Origin of the sequence: Staphylococcus sp. AtDRG32 (assembly GCF_004365845.1) — a bacterium.
Lineage (GTDB): Bacteria > Bacillota > Bacilli > Staphylococcales > Staphylococcaceae > Staphylococcus > Staphylococcus hominis.
The window spans coordinates 46,353-66,010 of sequence record NZ_SODE01000003.1 but is presented as its reverse complement, the minus strand read 5'-3'; the positions used below and the strand labels follow the sequence as shown (position 1 = coordinate 66,010).

Sequence of the window (19,658 nt, the reverse complement as noted above, 5' to 3'; positions counted from 1 at the left end):
GGAGTTATATTTTAAAATACACAAAATTTTCAAAAAACTATTAATTAAAGCTAATAAACATAGAAATATTGAGATGAAAAGGAACGAAACAATGAATTTAATGGGAATTCTGTTTCACTCTGTTACTTATATATTAAAGTTGTCCGAAATCATTTTTAATTTTATCTATAGCAATACATTCTCCACTCATTGTTTCAGGCATTACTTTACTTTTGCTATTAAATATTTCAATAATGACTTATTTATCTAGAAGAAATTTTTTCATAATAAAAATCCTTTTATAACTTTCGGTCCTTTTTCTGACTGTAGTAAAACAACAATTATATATAATTATTTAATCATTTTCATTTTTTTAAATCGTCCATTGACAATTTCGATATGAAATGCGATTATTAAAACGTAATAATTACGATTTAGGAGAGAGGAAAATGATTAAGAAAAGTTTAATGTTAGTCTTCATCAGTATTTTAACGTTGTCACTTGTAGCTTGTGGAACATCCAATAGCGGTAGTGATAAAGATAAAAAATCAGAGCATAATGAAAAACTTGAGGTAAAAACGACAGTATATCCGCTGAAATCTTTTGCTCAACAAATTGGTGGTAAATACGTTCATGTTGAATCAGTCTATCCGAATGGAATGGATCCACATACATATGAGCCGAGTCAAAAACAAATGGTCGATATTGGTAAATCAGATTTATTTGTATATACAGGGGATAATCTAGACCCAGTCGCTAAAAAAATTGCAAATGCGATGAATGATAAAAATAAAACATTATCATTAGAATCATCTTTAAATAAAGCCGATTTGTTAAAAGGCGAAGAGGATGAACATGAACACGGTGAACACGAAGAACATGGCGAGCACGAAGAACATGAGCATCATCATGGTAAATATGATCCTCATGTTTGGTTAGATCCTGTATTAAGTCAACAATTTGCGAAAGATATAAAGGATGAATTAGTTAAAAAAGATGCTAAACATAAAGATGACTATGAAAAGAATTATAAAAAATTAGTTAGTGATTTGAAGGATTTAGATAAAGATATGAAACGTGCTGTTAAAGGTCAAGAAGGTAAAACAGTATATATTTCACATGATTCTATTGGTTATTTAGCTGATCGCTATGGTTTTAAGCAAGAAGGAATCGAAAATATGAATGCTGAAGAACCAAGTCAAAAAGATCTTACAACTATTGTAAAACAAATTAAAGAGGATAAGGTAAACTATATCCTAGCTGAAGAAAATGTGTCGAATAAAGTTGCAGACACGGTTAGAAAAGAAACACATGCAAAAACAATTTCATTTTATAATATGGGTTCTCATACTAAACAACAAGATAATGACAGTAATACGTATCAATCATTTATGAAGAAAAATATTAAAGCTATTGAAAAAGCTTTAAAAAATGAATCTTAAAATTAAAGTATATTAAAGTAAAGAAGTAAGATATGAAGATCAAGTAAATTCTATCTTACTTCTTTTTTATAGGCTTCCTTTTTCAAAAAAAAGTGGTATATTAAATTTAAATAATATGTAGGGCATTATTTATTATTTTTATGAAGTAAGGGTTTATCACTAATAGATTGGAAGGAGACAGCGTCATGAATATTTATAGACTGCGTTACCAACACCATAAAGACATTGTAGATGACAATATTTTAACGGTATTTGTATTGGCCAAAAATGAAGAAGATGTAAGGAAATTTGCGAAAACGGTAAATTACAAAGTTGAAGATGTTAAACATACAACATATGAAGCTTATGAAGAAGCTAAAGCAAAAGGTGAAACATATCGCCTTGAACATGCAGATACATATATTAGCTAAGTCTGTATAACTAAAAATTATATAATTAAGGATAAATATCGATGAGTATAAGGTTACACTTAAAACTTCTTTTTGCATAAAAAATGAATGTAATCATGCAAAGAGAAGTTTTTTTATATATTATTATCTAACTTTTTTAAAAATTCTAAAGAAATTGATTTTAAAAAAATGTATAATATCTATTATGACTTTAAGAGGGAAACGAGGAAAGACAATGAAACAGAAACTTACATTTAAAGAGAATCTCTTTATTGGGTCGATGCTTTTTGGTTTGTTCTTTGGAGCAGGAAACTTAATTTTTCCACTTCATCTAGGGCAAATGGCAGGCGCAAACGTATTACTTGCGAATTTAGGATTTTTAATTACAGCAATCGGTTTACCATTTTTAGGAATTATTGCGATTGGTATTTCTAAGACGAATGGTGTATTTGCAATTTCTTCACGCGTAAGTAAAATTTATGCATACATATTTACGATTGGTCTTTATCTTGTTATTGGACCCTTCTTTGCTTTACCAAGACTTGCAACAACATCATATGAAATTGCTTTTTCACCATTTGTTTCTCCAAGCAGTGGAAAATGGATTTTACCTGTCTTTAGTATGTTGTTCTTTATCGTAGCTTGGTTTTTTGCACGTAAACCCTCTAAAATCTTAGACTATATTGGCAAGTTCTTAAATCCAGTCTTTTTGATTTTATTAGGTATCGTGGTCGTACTTGCATTGATTCACCCAATGGGCAGTATAAGTCATGCACCAATAAGTCCTGACTACAATAAGAGTGTATTATTAAAAGGTTTTATCGATGGGTATAATACATTGGATGCACTGGCATCACTAGCATTTGGAATCATTATTGTAACGACTATTAAAAAATTAGGTATTACAAATCCTAATGATATTGCTAAAGAAACAGTGAAATCGGGGGCCATTAGCATTATTGGTATGGGTGTCATCTATACACTTCTTGCAGTAATGGGAACAATGAGTCTTGGAGAATTTAAAGTAAGTGAAAATGGGGGCATTGCCCTTGCACAAATTGCCCAACATTATTTAGGTGATTTCGGAATTATTGTTTTATCACTTATTATTATTGTGGCGTGTTTAAAAACGGCAATTGGTTTAATTACAGCTTTTTCAGAAACATTTACAGAACTATTTCCTAAAACGAACTACATTGTATTAGCCACTATGGTTAGTGTATTGGCGTTTATATTTGCGAATGTCGGATTAACAAAAATTATTATGTACTCATTACCCGTATTAATGTTTATTTATCCATTAGCCATTACACTGATTTTACTAACCTTAGTAAGTCATTTATTTAATAATTCGTCAATTGTGTATCGATTTACTACATTATTTACAGTGATTGCTGCATTTTTTGATGGTATTAAAGCGAGTCCAGAACCTTTTGTGAAAACAAACTTCGCGCAATCATTAATCGGTTTTGCTGAGAATTATTTACCATTCTTTGATATGGGGATGGGATGGATTGTCCCAGCATTAATTGGATTTATTATCGGACTTATTGTTTACAAAGTTCGTGGTAACAAACACGAAGTTCAAGCATAATTAAGCCATTTACTATAAGCTATAAGAAGTTGAAATCATACGATCTTATAGCTTATTTTTTATATTTTTAAAGGTATAAATATATTTATAAAATGTATTAAAATGAAGATAATAATGATTTTGAGGAGAAATAAAGATGGACTATAAGATAGATAAAACATGGGCAATCTTTTATAAAGAACTCGCAAAAAAACTTTTAAATTTCCAAAATAATCGTGACGACCTAATAGAAATTATAAAAAAAATTTATGAAGTTACTGATATTAAATTTCCAACATTAGAGCGAAATAATGAACTTACAGATATTGATCCGTTCACGGTATTTGGTCTGTTTAATAAAAGTTCGATGAAATCATCTAATAAAATTAAAATATTAGATAAAATGAAGGAATTTTTCCACATTCAAGCCAAAGTACCATATCATTTTGATAGCATACCTACAATTAACAATATGAATGCAACTTTTTACTATTTTGAAGGAGAAAGAGAATTTCAAGATATAGAAAACTTGTGGTCGTTATTTGAAATTGCTTTATTATATTCTAATAATAAAGATGAAGAAAATAAAAATAAATTTATTAGAAAGTTTAACCTTGTTATGGCACAACCAGGAATTGGTAATAGTAAATTGACAAGTGCTTTATATTGGATTGATTCTGACACATTTGCCAATTTAGATTCTCGAGCGATTTGGTATATTTTTGAAGAAAGCGAAATCAGTACAAAGTATATCAATTTTGAGGTTAACTTAAAAAAATCATTAACTGCGACCACGTATTTAATGATTATTGAAAAATTAAAATTATTTTTAAAAGAAGATAACTATTTAAATGATTTTATTGATTTAAGTTATGAAGCATGGCGCAAATCAAAAGAAGTCAAGCAAAGCTCAAAAGTAAAAGATATCGATGCAGATAAGGATTTAGAAGTCGTGAATTATTGGATTTATTCTCCAAAACCACAAGATGTTGATTTTGCTTCTTTTATTGAGAATGGAGAAATGTCTATTGGATATAACGAGTTAGAAGATTTCTCGAAATATGCATCTAAAGAAGAGATTAATCAAAAATTACAACAATTGAACCATAATCAGCATCATTATATTCATACGGTTAATGCCATATGGGAATTTAGTAAAGAAATGAAACGTGGGGATATTGTTTATGTGAAAAAAGGACAGACTGATATTGTAGGATGGGGCGTTGTTTCATCCAATCATCAATATAAAAATGATAAAAATATCATTCAGCTTGTTTGGAAGGAGAAAGGAAACTGGAAGATTCCAATAAAAACATTAAATAAGACGCTCACTAAAATCACGCCATATAGTGAAACGATTCGGAAATTTAATGAGTTATTTTCAGTTGAACATTCTGATGGAGTGGTTGCTACACAAACGACTTATCCCATTTATACAGCAGAACAATTCTTAGACGACGTATTTATGAATGAAGAAGACTATGACACGCTTGTGCAATTAATGAGAAGAAAAAAGAATGTCATCTTACAAGGGCCACCAGGCGTAGGTAAAACGTATGCAGCGAAACGATTGGCTTATTCAATGATAGGTGTTAAAGATAAAGAACGTGTGAAACTTGTACAATTCCATCAAAGCTATTCATATGAAGATTTTGTGATGGGTTATCGTCCTACTGAAACTGGCTTTGAATTGCGTACTGGTGCGTTTTACAATTTTTGTAAGCAAGCAGAAGAAGATAATGAGAAAGACCATTTCTTTATTATCGATGAAATTAATCGTGGCAATTTAAGTAAGATATTTGGTGAGTTGTTTATGTTAATTGAAAATGATAAGAGGGGAATGGAAATAGAATTACTCTATGCAGATGAGAAATTCTGTGTTCCAGATAATGTTTATATTATTGGTATGATGAATACAGCAGATCGAAGCTTAGCCATGCTTGATTATGCACTACGACGTCGATTTGCATTTTTTGATATGAAGCCTGCCTTTGAAACCATACAATTTAAACATTATCAAGAAAATTTAAAAAATCCACAATTTGATGCATTAATTGATACAATTCAAGCACTGAATGTCGACATTCGAGATGATGATATGTTAGGTGAGGGGTTCGTTATTGGCCATAGTTATTTCAGTAATATGGTTGATGTCACAGAGTCTGAATTATCAAATATTATTGAATTCGAAATGATACCATTATTAAAAGAATATTGGTTTGACGACCCTTCAAAAGTGGACAGTTGGAAGGTACGTTTAAGGGAAGCGATTCAATGATTAACATTCATAATATTTATTATATGTTGTCTTACGCGTTTACAGTTTTGAATAAGAAAGGCTATCAACATATAGCAACAGAATCATTTAATAATGTGGCAGATTTATATAGTGCGCTCCTGATTAAAGGCGTATCGAGTCAATTAAAATATGGTCTTCAACATGACTATTTAGAACACAATGACTCGCTTAATGTGATACGAGGAAAGATTAATGTCACAGCATCCATACAACAAGGAACAATGATGCATAAACAGTTAAATTGCACGTATGATGAATTTTCAATTAATACGTATATGAATCAAATTTTAAAAACAACAATGCTTAATGTTCTAAAATTAGATATTTCGCGCACACGTAAAAAAGCGTTAAAACGACTGCTGATATATTTTGAACAAGTAGATATATTAGATTATCGACATATTGATTGGCAGTTACGATTTGATCGTCATCACGAAACATATCGTATGTTAATGGCTATTTGTTACCTTGTTACGCAAGGACGAATTCAGTCAGAAAGAAGCGGTTCAAGAGAAACGATGATGTTCGAAGATGAACAACAGATGGCGCGTTTATATGAACGGTTTGTTAGGGCTTATTATAAAAAGGAATTTCCACAGTTAAAAGTCACCGCGGCTCATATTCCATGGGCCATTGATGATGATTATCGTCACATGTTACCGACAATGAGAAGTGATGTCATGCTAACTTATGGGAAAAAATGCTTAATTATTGATACAAAGTATTATACGTCGACGTTACAACAGTATTTTGATACAAGAACGATTCATTCTGGAAATTTATATCAAATATTTGCGTATGTAAAAAATGAAGCATTTCACTTAAAATCGAAACAGATAAATGTTGCGGGGATGTTACTGTATGCGAAAACGGATGAACAACTTGTACCTGATAATACGTTTCAGATGAGTGGCAATACGATTAGTGTCAAAACATTGGATTTAAATCAAGATTTTATTCATATTGCTAAACAACTAGATGATATTGTATATAATTATTTTAAGATATAAAATAGTTAGTAGATATTGTAAAATTTCAACAATCCATATACGATATATGCAAATTAAAATGACAATTTTGACTTATAACAAAGGGGTTAATGACAATGAAACACATGCATTTATCTGTTTTAGCTTATAGTACAGGTCTACATCCTGCCTCTTGGAGACTACCACATTCATATGTTGAAGAAGTTGGAGATATTGATTTTCAAATTAAGTTAGCGAAATTAGCCGAAAAAGGTAAACTGGATGCATTCTTCTTAGGTGATGGTCAATATATTTCTGGAGAAGAAACGGGACATATTTCTTATTATTTTGAACCACTAACGGCGCTTGCTGCCATTTCACGTGAAACACATTCAATTGGTTTGATAGGTACCATTTCTTCTTCTTTTTATGAACCTTATCTTGCAGCACGTATGCTTTCAAGTTTACATCAAATATCTCATGGGCGTATTGGGGCAAATATTGTAACATCTCAATTTGATTTAGAAGCACAAAACTACTCGATGCAAGCTTTACCACATCTTGAAAAACGTTATGAACGAGCAGATGAATTTATCAATGTAATGAAAAAATTATGGGAATCATTTACTGTAGAGGCTATCGTTAATCACAAAAACTCAGGAATTGGCTTAAATCATCAGTATATTCATCCACTTCATTATCAAGGAAAGTATTTTCAAGTTGCCGGAGCTATTAACATTCCAACACCAAAATATGGTCGACCACGTTTATTTCAAGCAGGAACTTCTATTCCAGGTCGTGATTTAGCAGTACGACACGTGGATGCTATTTTTTCAATTGCATGGAATTTACAAGATGGCCAACAGTTCAGACAAGACATTCATCAACGTGCCATGGAAGCAAATCGTCAACCCCCTCTTGTATTACCAGGTCTCACTGTTTATGTTGATGAGAATGAAGAGGATGCTTATAAACTTAAGCAACAATTAGATGATATGATTCCACTTGAAAAACGTAAGAAACAATTATCTAAAGCCATTGGTCTAGATATAAGTGAGTGGACACTAGATGAAGTCGTGCCATCATTGCCACCTTATGATGCATTAGAGAAAAAAGTTGTAAAATCTGTTTATGAAGCTGTACAGCGTGCTGTTATGACCGAACACCTTACCTTACGCGATGTATTAGATCGATTTGGTACTTGGGTAGGGCATAAAACGATAGTGGGGACACCGGAACAAGTAGCGGATGAAATGATTGAATGGTTTGAAAAAGAAGCGTGTGATGGTTTTATGTTAATGTCACCAACATATCCAAACGCATTTGAAAAATTTATTGATTTAGTCATTCCAGTTCTTCAAGCGCGTGGCATGTTTAGAAAAGAATATGAAAGCCATATGTTAAAAGATCATTTAAATATAAATACAGAGAAACTATAATTAAGCTTCTCTTTTATTTAATAGATATCATGAAAAAAGACTTCCTCCATTAGGGGGAAGTCTAAAATGTTCTTTATATTATTCCATTTTAACTTTCGCTTTGTCTGATTCTTTTTTATATTTTTGATACATAATCCAAAGAATAATTGCCCATACGGGTATAAATAATACTCCAATTCTAGTTGAACTGTTAATTAATAAGATAATAAAGATAAATGCGAAGAAAGCTAGAATCGCAAATGCCATATATTTTCCGCCAGGCATTTTGAACTTACTATCTTTGTGTAATTCAGGATTACGTTTGACATAATTTAGATAGGCAATCATGATAAGTGTCCAAATTAAAATATTCAATACTGTTGAAAATATCGTAATTTGAACGAACACTTTTGTTGCATCTTTAAATACTGCATTCAAAATAACTGAAATACTTAATAAGCCGCATGTAACTAAAATAGCATAGTGAGGTACACCATGTTTATTTGTTTTATGTAAGAATGATGGGCCTTGTTTACGACCTGCTAAACCGTACATTGTACGACTATTTGCGAAAATACCACTATTACATGATGAAGCAGCTGCTGTTAAAACGACAAAGTTAATAATACCGGCAGCAAATGGAATACCAATCAGGCCGAATAATTTTACGTAAGGACTGTCTGCAGGGTTTAATTTATCCCAAGGTACGACAGACATAATCACTGCTAATGAGCCAATATAGAAAATTAAAATACGCGCAGGTACATTGTTAATTGCTTGAGGAATCGTTTTGTGTGGGTTTTTAGTTTCCCCAGCTGTAATTCCGATTAACTCAATACCAATAAATGAAAAGATAGCCATTTGGAATGCCATCAAGAAACCTTGAATACCATTCGGGAAAAATCCACCTCTAGACCAAAGGTTCGTTACGCTTGCTTGTCCATATGATGTTTTCATTCCAAGCACAATCATCACAATACCAACAATGATTAAGGCTACAATTGTTATCACTTTAATAATTGACAGCCAGAATTCTAACTCTCCAAATAGCTTTGCACTGAATAAGTTCAAAGCGACTAATACTAAGATAGTAAATGCAGCTGTGAGCCAGTTTGGTACTGTAGGATACCAATATCCTACATATTTCGCTACTGCAGTTACCTCAGCCATACCTGAAATAATCCAAGTTAACCAATACGTCCATCCGACCATAAATCCAGCAATTGGTCCAATATAATGATGGGCAATATCCCCAAATGATTTGAATCCTAAATTCGATAAGAGGATTTCTCCCATTGCTCTCATAAACATAAATAATACAAAACCGACAATAACATAAGTCAATAAAATAGACGGTCCGGCTAAATGTACAGATTCACCTGATCCAAGGAACAGTCCTGTACCAATTGCGCCACCAATAGCGATAAGTTGAATATGTCTATTACTCAATTCTCTTTGCAGTTTATCTTCTGCCATAATTTTCTTCCCTTTCATGAGTAATCTTATGACTGAAACTTTATGACTGAATCCAATACCCTTTGTTATAACATAAATAATTTTTCTAAATTTCAAATTATTTATTTGCTAAGGTTAAGGATACCCTATTTAGTTAATGTTAATCAAATAATAGTCTAATAGATAAATGTTAATACATTATTAACTATAATTAATAATGTATTAAATTGAGTGTTTTTTTTAATCTATAAGCAAATTACTTCTATTTATTTTCAATTTATTTAATAATCTAGGTTACGTAATTAAAATATGAAAGTAGGGAAATGAATGAACGATTTTAACGAAATATTGGAAAGTAGAAAATCTGTGAAAGGATTTGATCCAAATTATAAAATTCCACATGAAGAAATGAATGAAATCATTAGAAAGGCAACAAAAGCACCTTCATCAGTGAATATGCAGCCGTGGCGTTTTGTTGTTGTAGAAAGTGATGAAGCGAAAGCAAAATTACGTCCATTAATTCGTTTTAATAGGTCACAAAATGATACATCATCAGCGATGATTGTTATTTTCGGTGATTTACAATGTTATGAGGAAGGCGAGTTTATCTATAACAAAGCGGTTGAGGAAGGACATATGCCTCAAGAAGTAAAAGACCAAATGTTACCTTTTGTAATGGATACTTACAAAAATAGTTCACGTGAAGTTATGAGTGACATCGTAAAAGTGGATAGTAGTTTAGCTGCGATGCAATTAATGTTAGTTGCAAAACAATATGGCTATGATACAAACCCTATCGGTGGTTTTGAGCATGACAAAATTGGCGAAGCATTCGGATATGATTTAGAACGTTACGTTCCAGTGTTAATCGTTGCGATTGGTAAGAAAGAAAAAGAACCTCATACATCATATAGAATGCCAGTTGATAAGGTAGTAGATTACCAATAATTAAAGTTTAATATAAAATATCAAAAAATATATTTTCATAAACGATTATAAAAGAAAGTTCTTTAAATAAAAATTTATGGGAATATATTTTTTCTTTAAAATGATTAATTCTTTTATAAATGGGAATAACTAACTGTATCCCGTAATAAGGAAACAATGTACATAACAATGTATTTACGATACCAATCTATATCTAGGAGAGATAAGTATGGATCAATCAAATGAAAACAAAAAACAACAACAATTAGATGCTCTAAGAAAAAATAATGATGGTACAGCAATGACTACAAATAGTGGTATGAAAGTAAGTGAAGATGAAAATTCACTGACAGTAGGGGATAGAGGTCCGACTTTACTAGAAGACTTCCACTTCCGTGAAAAAATGATGCACTTTGACCATGAACGTATTCCTGAACGTGTGGTACACGCACGTGGATTCGGTGCACATGGTGAATTCCAAGTGTATGAAGATTTAAGTGAATATACAAGTGCTGACTTCTTAACACACCCTGAAAAAACAACACCTGTATTTGTGCGTTTCTCTACTGTACAAGGTTCTAAAGGATCTCCAGATACAGTACGTGACATTCGTGGTTTTGCTACTAAATTCTATACTGATGAAGGTAACTTCGATTTAGTAGGTAACAACGCACCTGTATTCTTTATTCAAGATGCAATTAAATTCCCTGACTTCGTACATGCATTAAAACCAGAGCCACATAATGAAATGCCACAAGGTGGTTCAGCGCACGATACATTCTGGGATTTCATTGGTCAAAACCCTGAATCTATGCACGCAGTATTTTGGGCAATGAGTGATAGAGGGATTCCTAAAAACTTCCGTCAACAAGAAGGTTTTGGTGTACACACATTTAGACTTGTAAATAAAGAAGGTCAATCTTACTTTGTTAAATTCCACTGGAAACCTAAACAAGGTTTAGAAAGCTTAGTATGGGATGAAGCACAAATCTTACATGGTAAAGACATTGATTTCCATCGTAAAGATTTATATGAATCAATTGATAAAGGCGACTATCCTGAATGGGAATTAGGCTTACAAATTATCAAACCTGAACAAGAATTTGACTTTGATTTTGATATTTTAGATCCAACTAAATTATGGCCAGAAGATCAAGTACCTGTGAAAATTGTTGGTAAAATGACGTTGAACCGTAATGTAGATAACGTCTTTGCAGAAACTGAACAAGTTGCGTTCCACCCTGCACATATTGTTCCAGGTATTGATTTCTCTAATGACCCATTATTACAAGGTCGTTTATTCTCTTACACAGATACACAAATTTCTCGTCTTGGCGGACCAAACTTTAACCAAATTCCTATTAACCGCCCAGTTGCAGACGTTCATAATAATCAACGCGATGCAATGCATCAATCATATATTCATCAAGGTCAAACAGCCTACCATAAAAATGGCTTGAACAATAATGACCCTCATACGACACCTAAAGAACAAGGTGGTTTCGAGCATTATCATGAAAAAGTAGAAGGTTATAAAGTACGTCAACGTAGTGATAGTTTCAAAGATTACTATACTCAAGCTAAATTATATAAAAACAGCTTAACTGAAGCAGAACAACAACATTTAGCTGATGCATTTTCATTTGAAATTGGTAAATGTAAATCAACAGAAGTAAAACAAAATGCTGTTAATCAAATTAATAAAGTTGATCGTAAATTAGCTGAATACGTAGCAAATAATGTAGGTGTAGAAGTTCCGGCAGAAAACGAAGAAGTGCAATCAGATGCTAAAGATAGCCAATTAACATTAGAAAAATTTGATATCCCACTAAAAGGACACTCTGTAGCAGTGCTTGTAAATGGTGATATTAGCGCTGAAACATTAAAATCATATGCAGAAGTATTTGTTAACAACGACTTAAACTATGCATTTGTTGGACAAACAGCTAAAAACCTTAATGATGACGAAATTGGTATTACTGAAACTTATAGCACAGCAAGTTCAACAGTATTTGATAGTGTAATCGTTCTTTCAGACGGTAAAGAAATGTTACCGACTGCGATTGACTTTGTTGAAATGAGCTATAATCATAAAAAACCTGTTGTAATCACTGAAGAAGCGAAAAATGTATTACAAAGTAATCGTATTGATTTAGATGCGCCTGGTGTTGTAGTATCTAGCGAACCACAAGCTATCCTTGACGCATTCAAACGTTACAGATATTTCGATAGAAAATAATGAATGATTTTTTGAAAAAGCCTGAGACATAATGTGTTGTCTTAGGCTTTTTTAATATATTGGCAGTCGATGATTGAATTGAACATGCGTTTGTTCCAAATTCTTTTCAATCAACACAAGTTGGAGATACGTTACTGGAGTGGACGATAAATTCAAAATGAATGCTGTCTTGCACTCTTTTGAGTAAGGAGGAGATATGATGAATCGAGGTATTAATCATATTGGTCTTACGGTTCCTAGTATTGAAAAAGCCACTGCTTTTTTTAAACAGGGACTAGATGGAAAAATTGCATATGATAGTCAAACTAAAAATGATGAACCAAGAGGTGGCGAATATGTCGAGCATATCTTAGGGCTAGAAAAAGGAACTTCAATTATTCATAAACGCATGATGGTGTTTGGTTGTGGTCCTAATATTGAAATGTTTGAATTCCAACACGCTCAACAACATGAACCACAATCACTACAAGATATAGGTTTTACACATATTTCTTTTTATATTGAAAGTGACGAATTTGAACATGTATTAGAACGTGTCAAACAGGCAGGAGGAGAGCCACTATCTGAACCACATTCTAATACAAAATATGAGAATACAGAGAATAATAAAACCGTTTATATTCGAGCGCCATGGGGAAGCTTAATCGAACTTCAAACTGTACCTAATGGTTTTTATTATCCAAAAGATAGTGAAGCGAAGGTATTTATTCCTAAAAGTAACGATGAGTAATAAAATGGACGCAGTAGTGCATTACATTTTTCGACAGTGACGATTTTGTGTACATTTTCTAGAAACAGGGTAATAAACTAGAAAGCCTATCAAATGGCTTAATGACAGTTTAAGGGAGTAGAACAAATGATTGATATTCAAATTCAAAAATGTGACTTAATTGAAGTAATTGAATCAATAATCAATGAAAAAGTCGAAGTTGACAATCAAGATGCATGTGAATATTTAGCGACTGAAATTGTGAATGGATTAGAAAGCTACAATAGTGAAGAAACTCAAGCAAATAATTTATTAGGATTGAATAGTGCATTACGTCATGAAGTCAAAGCTTCTAACCACTCTAAAAAGATCACACTTTCAGCAAATGAAGAAGCATTCTCGTCAAACGATAATAATGTAGATGTACGTTCATCTAACTAGACTGAAAAACTTACAGCACTTTATGACATCATGTTCTTACAAATCTTACATAATAAAAAGCACTTCCTAACGAGTGAAAATGTCTTCATCTCATTCGGAGGTGCTTTTATTTATATGAAATTAGAAAAATAATGCTTTAACTATTCTGAAGAAAGAACCAAGTAATTGAAAGACATCACCAGACATTAGACAACCACCTTTCCGCAAAAAATTATATTAAGCTTCGTTAGTTGAAGTTAGCGCTTCTGTTTGAACTAAATCATCTGCTAAATCATACCAAAACTGTTGTAGTTCTTCTCTTGAACGTTTTGTATCTGTACTGTCTTGACCTACAAAATCGACATGATCCCAGTCGTGTTTAGTAGGTGTTACTTGCCAAATACCTTTTTGATTTGTATCAGTTGCTTCTGTATAAGCTTGATTGAAAGGATGTTGAGATGAAATCACAGATACAAGACCATCATTTTCTCTCCATTCTTTTTCAGTAGCTTTACCAATCACATTTCCTGTCACTGTGAATGGTAAGAACATATTATAGTCTGCTTTTTGTTTTCCTATTAAAGTCGGATGCGTTGCCTCAGCTGTATACGTTTTATAAACGATATTTGGATTAAGTGATGTTTTGCGGTTAAGATCTGTCGCGCCATCACGTGTTAAATCATAAAAACCATTATCTTTAGATTGCCATAATTTAGAGTTTTTAACGCGTAAAAGGTAAGAGATGTAGCTTTCACCAGGTTGTTGTTTTAGACCCCATTGAGACAAACCGAAGTCTACACGTGAATTTTTATTACCTAATCGTTTACCTAAATCAAAAACCACTTGACGAACAAGTGCTTCATTTCCTAATTCATCTGCAGCGTGGGTACCATTATGCGGTGTGCCTAATGTTGTAATTGAAGAAACCATATTATCGTGTCCACCTTGTAGTAAAGGAGAAATGTCACCACCATGTGTTTTTTGGTATTCAATTTCTTCTTGACTACCATTTCTTAATAATTCTTCTAATTGACGAACAGTTTGTCCTCCCATACTATGACCAACTAGATGCACTTTTTGACCAGGTTGCCAATCTTTATAAACGCCTTCGTATGTTTTACCATAGCGTTCATGTCCATATCTTTCTGCATGTGCAGCACCATAATCTACAGTACCACCTTTAATATAGTAATAAAGTTCAACGGCACGGTCATAGTTACTACCAAATGCACTGATACTTGCTTCATAAGCGTTATAACCATTTTGTTCTAAATCTTGACGAATGTTTAATTTATCGCCGCCCCAATAATGTGATAAAACATTAGGATTGATATCATCAGTAAATCCATTAAAACCATGAACAAGAATGATTGGATCTTGGTTTTTGTATTGACCTTGTTTAGCAACTTTATTGGTTTGATCTTTTGTTTCTGTCGTACCTTGCTGTTGAGATGTATTATTTGTTGTTGCTACTGCATTATTAGCTAATGTCTCTAAGCCAGCCTGTGAATTTTTTTGATCTTTAGCATCTTTATGTCCAACAGTTTCATTTGTTGTACCGTCAATTGAGATCGCTTCATCTTTAGTGTTTAAAGTATTCACTGTAGGTGCAGCAGGATCTGTGGGTTGTTTAGCTGTCACTGTTTGTTTTGTTTCAGTTGTGTCTACAGTATCGTTTGTTTTTCCAGTAGATGGTGCCTCTACGTCATTATTTTTTATTGCATCCTGATTTACATTTGAATCTTGTTGAGTTTTTGATGGTGTTAATTCTTTACTCTCTGTTAGAGGTGTTGACTGAGATGTTTTTGTTGAATGACTGTCAGTTGTTTTTGAAGTATTGTCTTTTGTAGATGATGTGTTGGTTTCAGCAGTCGTTGTTTGAGTTGTTGTTTTCTCTTCTGTCGGACTTTCATTTGTCACGTTTTCTGAAGAGTGAGCTTGATTTTTAGTAGTTGATGTTTCAGTTGTGTTATCTTTTTTATCTGAGGCTAGTGTGTCTTTTTGAATTGTGTTTTTAGTCGATTCTTGTGTTTCAAGAGAAGGTTGCTCCTCTTTAGTTGAAACTGATTCAGGGTCATCAGAAGATGTTTTTGTAGTTGATGCTTCTTCAGTTTCAGCTACTGAATGTTTTGTAGATTGATGAGTTACAATGTTGTCAGTTGTTCCTTCATTAGTATTTAATTGATCAGTGCTATCTTTAACTTGAGTTGAAGCTTTGTTTTCATTATGTAAGCGTTGTGCTTCATTTTCATTAGTTACTGATTGAGATGTAGAAGTAGCTTGTTCGTCAGATTGAACATTGTCTTGTTGTGTTTCTTGATTATCAGATTGTTTTTTATGATCCCCAATAGATTGTGCTACAGCTGATTCAGGATTTCCCACTTCCTGATGTGTTTCTGCTGCCTGTGCAGCACCGCCTCCCATAAATAGCAATGTCGCTACTAAAATGGATGATGCACCCACACTGAATTTACGAATACTGTATCTGTTTTCACTTTTTTTCATAAATAGCACCTCTATTAATAGTTTTTTGTTATAAAATATATAGATTAAATAAAAATATTAATTATTGAACGTGGAATAAATCCGAAAAGTTTACTAAATATCGCTTTAATATTTTCCAAAGTAACCATCCTTTCTTAACAGACAATTTAGAAAGCGTTTACAAATATGGCGAAAAATTGTCGTATGTAGAACAGAGCTACATACGAGATTTAACCATCAACGTTGTCTATTGAGTGTAAATAGATAGTAACGCTATATGAAAGCGTTGTCAATAATCTGTCACAATTACATAGAGTAAATGTACATTTTAAGGATATATGAACTTGAAATGTGTAATAACATCGTAAACTAAGGAGCGAAACCCTAATAAAGTAAACTGTTCCTTAAAAATCATTACTTGTGTATATTCAAATGTAACTCGGGGTTTTTAGGCGAACGAGGTGGTGTAATACGTCTCCCTTTTCCAAGAGACATTTGGATAATCGATGATACTAACATAATCGAATTGAAAATAATCATTAGTAGAAATACTTTATGATCAGCATCAATAGCAATATCTTTTATACGCTTAATATAAATTGAAGTGTTTGTAATATTTTCTGTATAAACAGATTGTGTTCCTTTTTGAATATTATATTTAATCAGATAGGCAATCACTGGAACAAGAAATGCTGCCGCGTAGTTACGTATTGTGTGCATCGTTTGAGAACGCTGACCAGCTTGAAGTAAATCGCCATCTAATAATGTTGCCATAGCACCACTTACAAGTGTCATACTTGCACCAAAACCAAGTAGGAAACCTTGAATATAAAGTAAATGAATATTTACAATATCATGTAAAATCATCCAATGAACACTGACATAAAGTAATGCTGATGAGCCTAATGTGCCTAAAACACCAGCTCCCACTGCACTATAGATAAACATTTTAATAAATCCTGTCACAATGACACCTATGAAAAAGAATAAATAAAAATGTAAAGATATAGTGAAAGGTAATTTTAAGATTCTAATTATATACACATTAATTCCTGCAATACCACATAATAAGGCTAAATGTGAAGATATAGCCATTGTTGCACCAACAAATGGTTTCTTTGTTAATAACGTTTTAAAGTGAACAAATGGATGTTTTGCTTCGTGATTAAAAACTACAAAATTTACAATGAATAAAATTGCTATAATTAGGATAGGCCAGACCCAGAGAGACCCGTACCCTTTTTGTGTAAGCATCCCCATCGGTAGCGTAAGAGCAATCGTACTAAGAACTAATGAAATAATCATAGGACGACTAATATGAATAGGTTCAGAATGTTGATATTCTTCTTTTGTTAAGAATATTGAACCTAAAATAAGACATAAGATAGCTGAAATAATATTAATAATAAAGATCCAATGCCAACGATCTAATTCTAAAGATAGACTACCTGATAGACCTCCCAATGCATTTGCGCCAAATAAACCTACAATAACCATTAATAAGAATACATTGCGGTATTGTCTAGGGAAGTTGAGAAAGAGTTTTGGTAAAAGTGTGAAGAATAAGACGCCGGTACTTAAACTTTGTAAACCTTTAGCAATAGATAAAATAATTAGGTCGAAAGAAAAAAGCCCGATAATCGAGCCGATTAAAAATAGAGTTACAAAGAATAAAAAATTACGTCTAAACCCGAATTTGTGTGTCAATGTATGTCCAAGTGGCACGCCAAGTGCAAAGGCAAAGTTAGCAATCACAGAAGGTATAATGAGATATTGAGAACCTATACTAAATGATGTTTGTAAAATACCTTGATTTAAACTATAAGCCAAATTTGAAAAATATTGTGAACCAATGCCGAAGATAGTTAGTATGCCAAGTATTGATATTTCTAGCATTTTTCCTTTTTTAGATGACCAAAAGTCCATTTTTTTCACTCCGATATATGAATATGGTGTATCGTCATTTCGCAACTTAACTATTATACTCCTGTAAATGGGAAAAATAAATAAGAGTGTCTTATATATAAAATATAAAATAAAAAGAAACCTAAGAATTTAATCTTAGGTTTCTTAGATAGCGGAGGGAGAAGGATTTGAACCAACGCGAGCTAAAAGCTCCTACTAACCATAAAATGGTTAGCCTCTTAAGCCAGGCTTGAGTATCCCTCCATGATTTTACTTTAATACTATACTATATATTTTGAAGTTTGTAAAGAAAAATATTTTCTATGTAAATACTTTATAAATGTAAATTAAAGTTAAAAATAAATTGTTTTATAAAAAAGACGCATACTGTCCTTTGTTTGTTTTATAATATTGATGTACATATTTTATTTTAAACATAAAACAAATTCATTTCTAAATGGAAGAAAGCAGGGGACAAATTAATGTTAAAATCTAAATTTGGTAAATCATTAGTAGCGAGTGTCATTATTGGTGCCAGTGTACTCGGATATTCCGCCCAACATCAAGAGGCTAAAGCTGTAGAAACCAACTATTATTATGACGGTATACAAAGAGGCTCATATCAAGCCTATTTAAAAGCGAAAAAAATTAGTAACAGCAGTATTTCAATTCAACGCTATCCAAATGCCTCGCAAAATAATTTAAAGGCGATTGGTCGTGTATCTAATTTAAATGGCTGGAAAAAAGGCTCTCGCGATGCATCTGTAAGAAAACAAGATTCTATGGGAACAGGAACAGTGATTGGGGCTCATACATTTGTAACAAATGCACACGTGATCGATGATCAATATGGTCGTGCAGCGGCTCCGAAATATATTAAATTTCAAATGAATCGTGATGGAAGTCGTATGCCATATGTTTTCCAAGCAACAGAAGTGATTAAAGTACCACAATATGATATTGCAGTGGTTCACACAAAACAAAATATGTCTAAATATGTGAAACCAGTTAAAATTGCAACGGATTCAGAGATTAAACAATTGAAATTCAATTCGCCACTTTATTCATTAGGATATCCATGGCAATATAACGACAACACAAAAGCCTATTTTAATAAACTTCGTGTAACTCAATTTTCAACAAATGGTACCGAGATTCAAACGAAAGATATTTTTAGATCAGGCGCTTCAGGCTCACCAATGTTAAATAGTACATTTACAAAAATGTATGGCTTAAGAACATATGGATATAACTTAATGGGTGGTTCAACGGATGCTTATGCTAAACAAGAAATGTCTGGTGGCGAATCATTTAAAGGATATGCTGGTCGTTTCGTACGTCAACATATTAAGTAATTGATATAAAAAAAGTACATGCTTTAGATAATGAAGTGTGTACTTTTTCATAACGACATACAGAGTCTGTTTAATATTGTCAGTTGAATATATATT

The 19,658-nt window shown here is 32.4% G+C and carries 14 protein-coding genes and 1 tRNA gene; 11 read left to right on the top strand and 4 right to left on the bottom strand.

The window, feature by feature from the left end; genetic code table 11:
- The first annotated feature begins 428 nt into the window (after positions 1 to 428).
- The 6 genes from BDW25_RS06065 to BDW25_RS06040 all read left to right on the top strand — a co-directional run bounded on the left by BDW25_RS06065 (position 429) and on the right by BDW25_RS06040 (position 8,089).
- Positions 429 to 1,421: a metal ABC transporter solute-binding protein, Zn/Mn family gene (locus BDW25_RS06065; RefSeq protein WP_077700585.1), complete on the top strand. Its 993-nt coding sequence runs from the start codon at positions 429 to 431 to the stop codon at positions 1,419 to 1,421.
- Between the two features lie 185 nt (positions 1,422 to 1,606).
- Positions 1,607 to 1,831, top strand: coding sequence for a hypothetical protein (locus BDW25_RS06060; protein WP_002449204.1), 225 nt, complete (start codon positions 1,607 to 1,609; stop codon positions 1,829 to 1,831).
- A gap of 214 nt (positions 1,832 to 2,045) precedes the next feature.
- Positions 2,046 to 3,404, top strand: a complete 1,359-nt coding sequence (brnQ, locus tag BDW25_RS06055; RefSeq protein WP_049417523.1) for a branched-chain amino acid transport system II carrier protein — start codon at positions 2,046 to 2,048, stop codon at positions 3,402 to 3,404.
- A 136-nt stretch (positions 3,405 to 3,540) separates the two neighbouring features.
- Entirely contained in the window at positions 3,541 to 5,661 is a 2,121-nt protein-coding gene (locus BDW25_RS06050) for an AAA family ATPase (RefSeq protein ID WP_049417521.1), read from the top strand.
- Positions 5,658 to 6,692: a 5-methylcytosine-specific restriction endonuclease system specificity protein McrC gene (gene mcrC / locus BDW25_RS06045; protein ID WP_133945146.1), complete on the top strand. Its 1,035-nt coding sequence runs from the start codon at positions 5,658 to 5,660 to the stop codon at positions 6,690 to 6,692. Before BDW25_RS06050 ends, mcrC begins: the two co-directional genes overlap by 4 nt.
- 95 nt (positions 6,693 to 6,787) lie before the next feature.
- Complete coding sequence (locus BDW25_RS06040; protein WP_049437705.1) at positions 6,788 to 8,089, top strand: NtaA/DmoA family FMN-dependent monooxygenase; 1,302 nt, start codon at positions 6,788 to 6,790, stop codon at positions 8,087 to 8,089.
- A 78-nt stretch (positions 8,090 to 8,167) separates the two neighbouring features.
- Here BDW25_RS06040 and BDW25_RS06035 read toward each other — a convergent pair whose 3' ends face one another.
- The gene (locus BDW25_RS06035) at positions 8,168 to 9,544 is read right to left on the bottom strand and encodes an amino acid permease (protein ID WP_049437703.1); all 1,377 of its coding nucleotides are present in this window, start codon (positions 9,542 to 9,544) and stop codon (positions 8,168 to 8,170) included.
- A gap of 306 nt (positions 9,545 to 9,850) precedes the next feature.
- On the opposite strand from BDW25_RS06035, the gene BDW25_RS06030 reads away from it, so the two are divergent.
- The 4 genes from BDW25_RS06030 (at position 9,851) to BDW25_RS06015 (ending at position 13,839) form a co-directional block, all read left to right on the top strand.
- Positions 9,851 to 10,471, top strand: coding sequence for a nitroreductase family protein (locus BDW25_RS06030; RefSeq protein WP_133945144.1), 621 nt, complete (start codon positions 9,851 to 9,853; stop codon positions 10,469 to 10,471).
- Positions 10,472 to 10,679: 208 nt separating this feature from the next.
- Positions 10,680 to 12,689 (top strand): catalase, encoded by a 2,010-nt coding sequence (locus BDW25_RS06025; RefSeq protein WP_002449504.1) that lies wholly within the window; start codon positions 10,680 to 10,682, stop codon positions 12,687 to 12,689.
- A gap of 196 nt (positions 12,690 to 12,885) precedes the next feature.
- A complete protein-coding gene (locus BDW25_RS06020; protein ID WP_002449191.1) occupies positions 12,886 to 13,419 on the top strand; it encodes a VOC family protein in 534 nt (177 codons plus the stop codon).
- Between the two features lie 126 nt (positions 13,420 to 13,545).
- A complete protein-coding gene (locus BDW25_RS06015; protein WP_002449192.1) occupies positions 13,546 to 13,839 on the top strand; it encodes a hypothetical protein in 294 nt (97 codons plus the stop codon).
- A gap of 216 nt (positions 13,840 to 14,055) precedes the next feature.
- Here the strand turns inward: BDW25_RS06015 and lip are convergent, their stop codons facing one another.
- The 3 genes from lip to BDW25_RS06000 form a co-directional block, all read right to left on the bottom strand.
- Positions 14,056 to 16,323, bottom strand: coding sequence for a YSIRK-targeted triacylglycerol lipase (gene lip / locus BDW25_RS06010; RefSeq protein ID WP_017174735.1), 2,268 nt, complete (start codon positions 16,321 to 16,323; stop codon positions 14,056 to 14,058).
- 393 nt (positions 16,324 to 16,716) lie between these two features.
- Positions 16,717 to 18,228, bottom strand: coding sequence for an MFS transporter (locus tag BDW25_RS06005; RefSeq protein ID WP_037554240.1), 1,512 nt, complete (start codon positions 18,226 to 18,228; stop codon positions 16,717 to 16,719).
- A 152-nt stretch (positions 18,229 to 18,380) separates the two neighbouring features.
- Positions 18,381 to 18,471: transfer RNA gene (locus tag BDW25_RS06000), tRNA-Lys, on the bottom strand.
- A gap of 218 nt (positions 18,472 to 18,689) precedes the next feature.
- On the opposite strand from BDW25_RS06000, the gene BDW25_RS05995 reads away from it, so the two are divergent.
- A complete protein-coding gene (locus BDW25_RS05995) occupies positions 18,690 to 19,562 on the top strand; it encodes a trypsin-like serine peptidase (protein ID WP_002449519.1) in 873 nt (290 codons plus the stop codon).
- Positions 19,563 to 19,658: the final 96 nt, after the last annotated feature.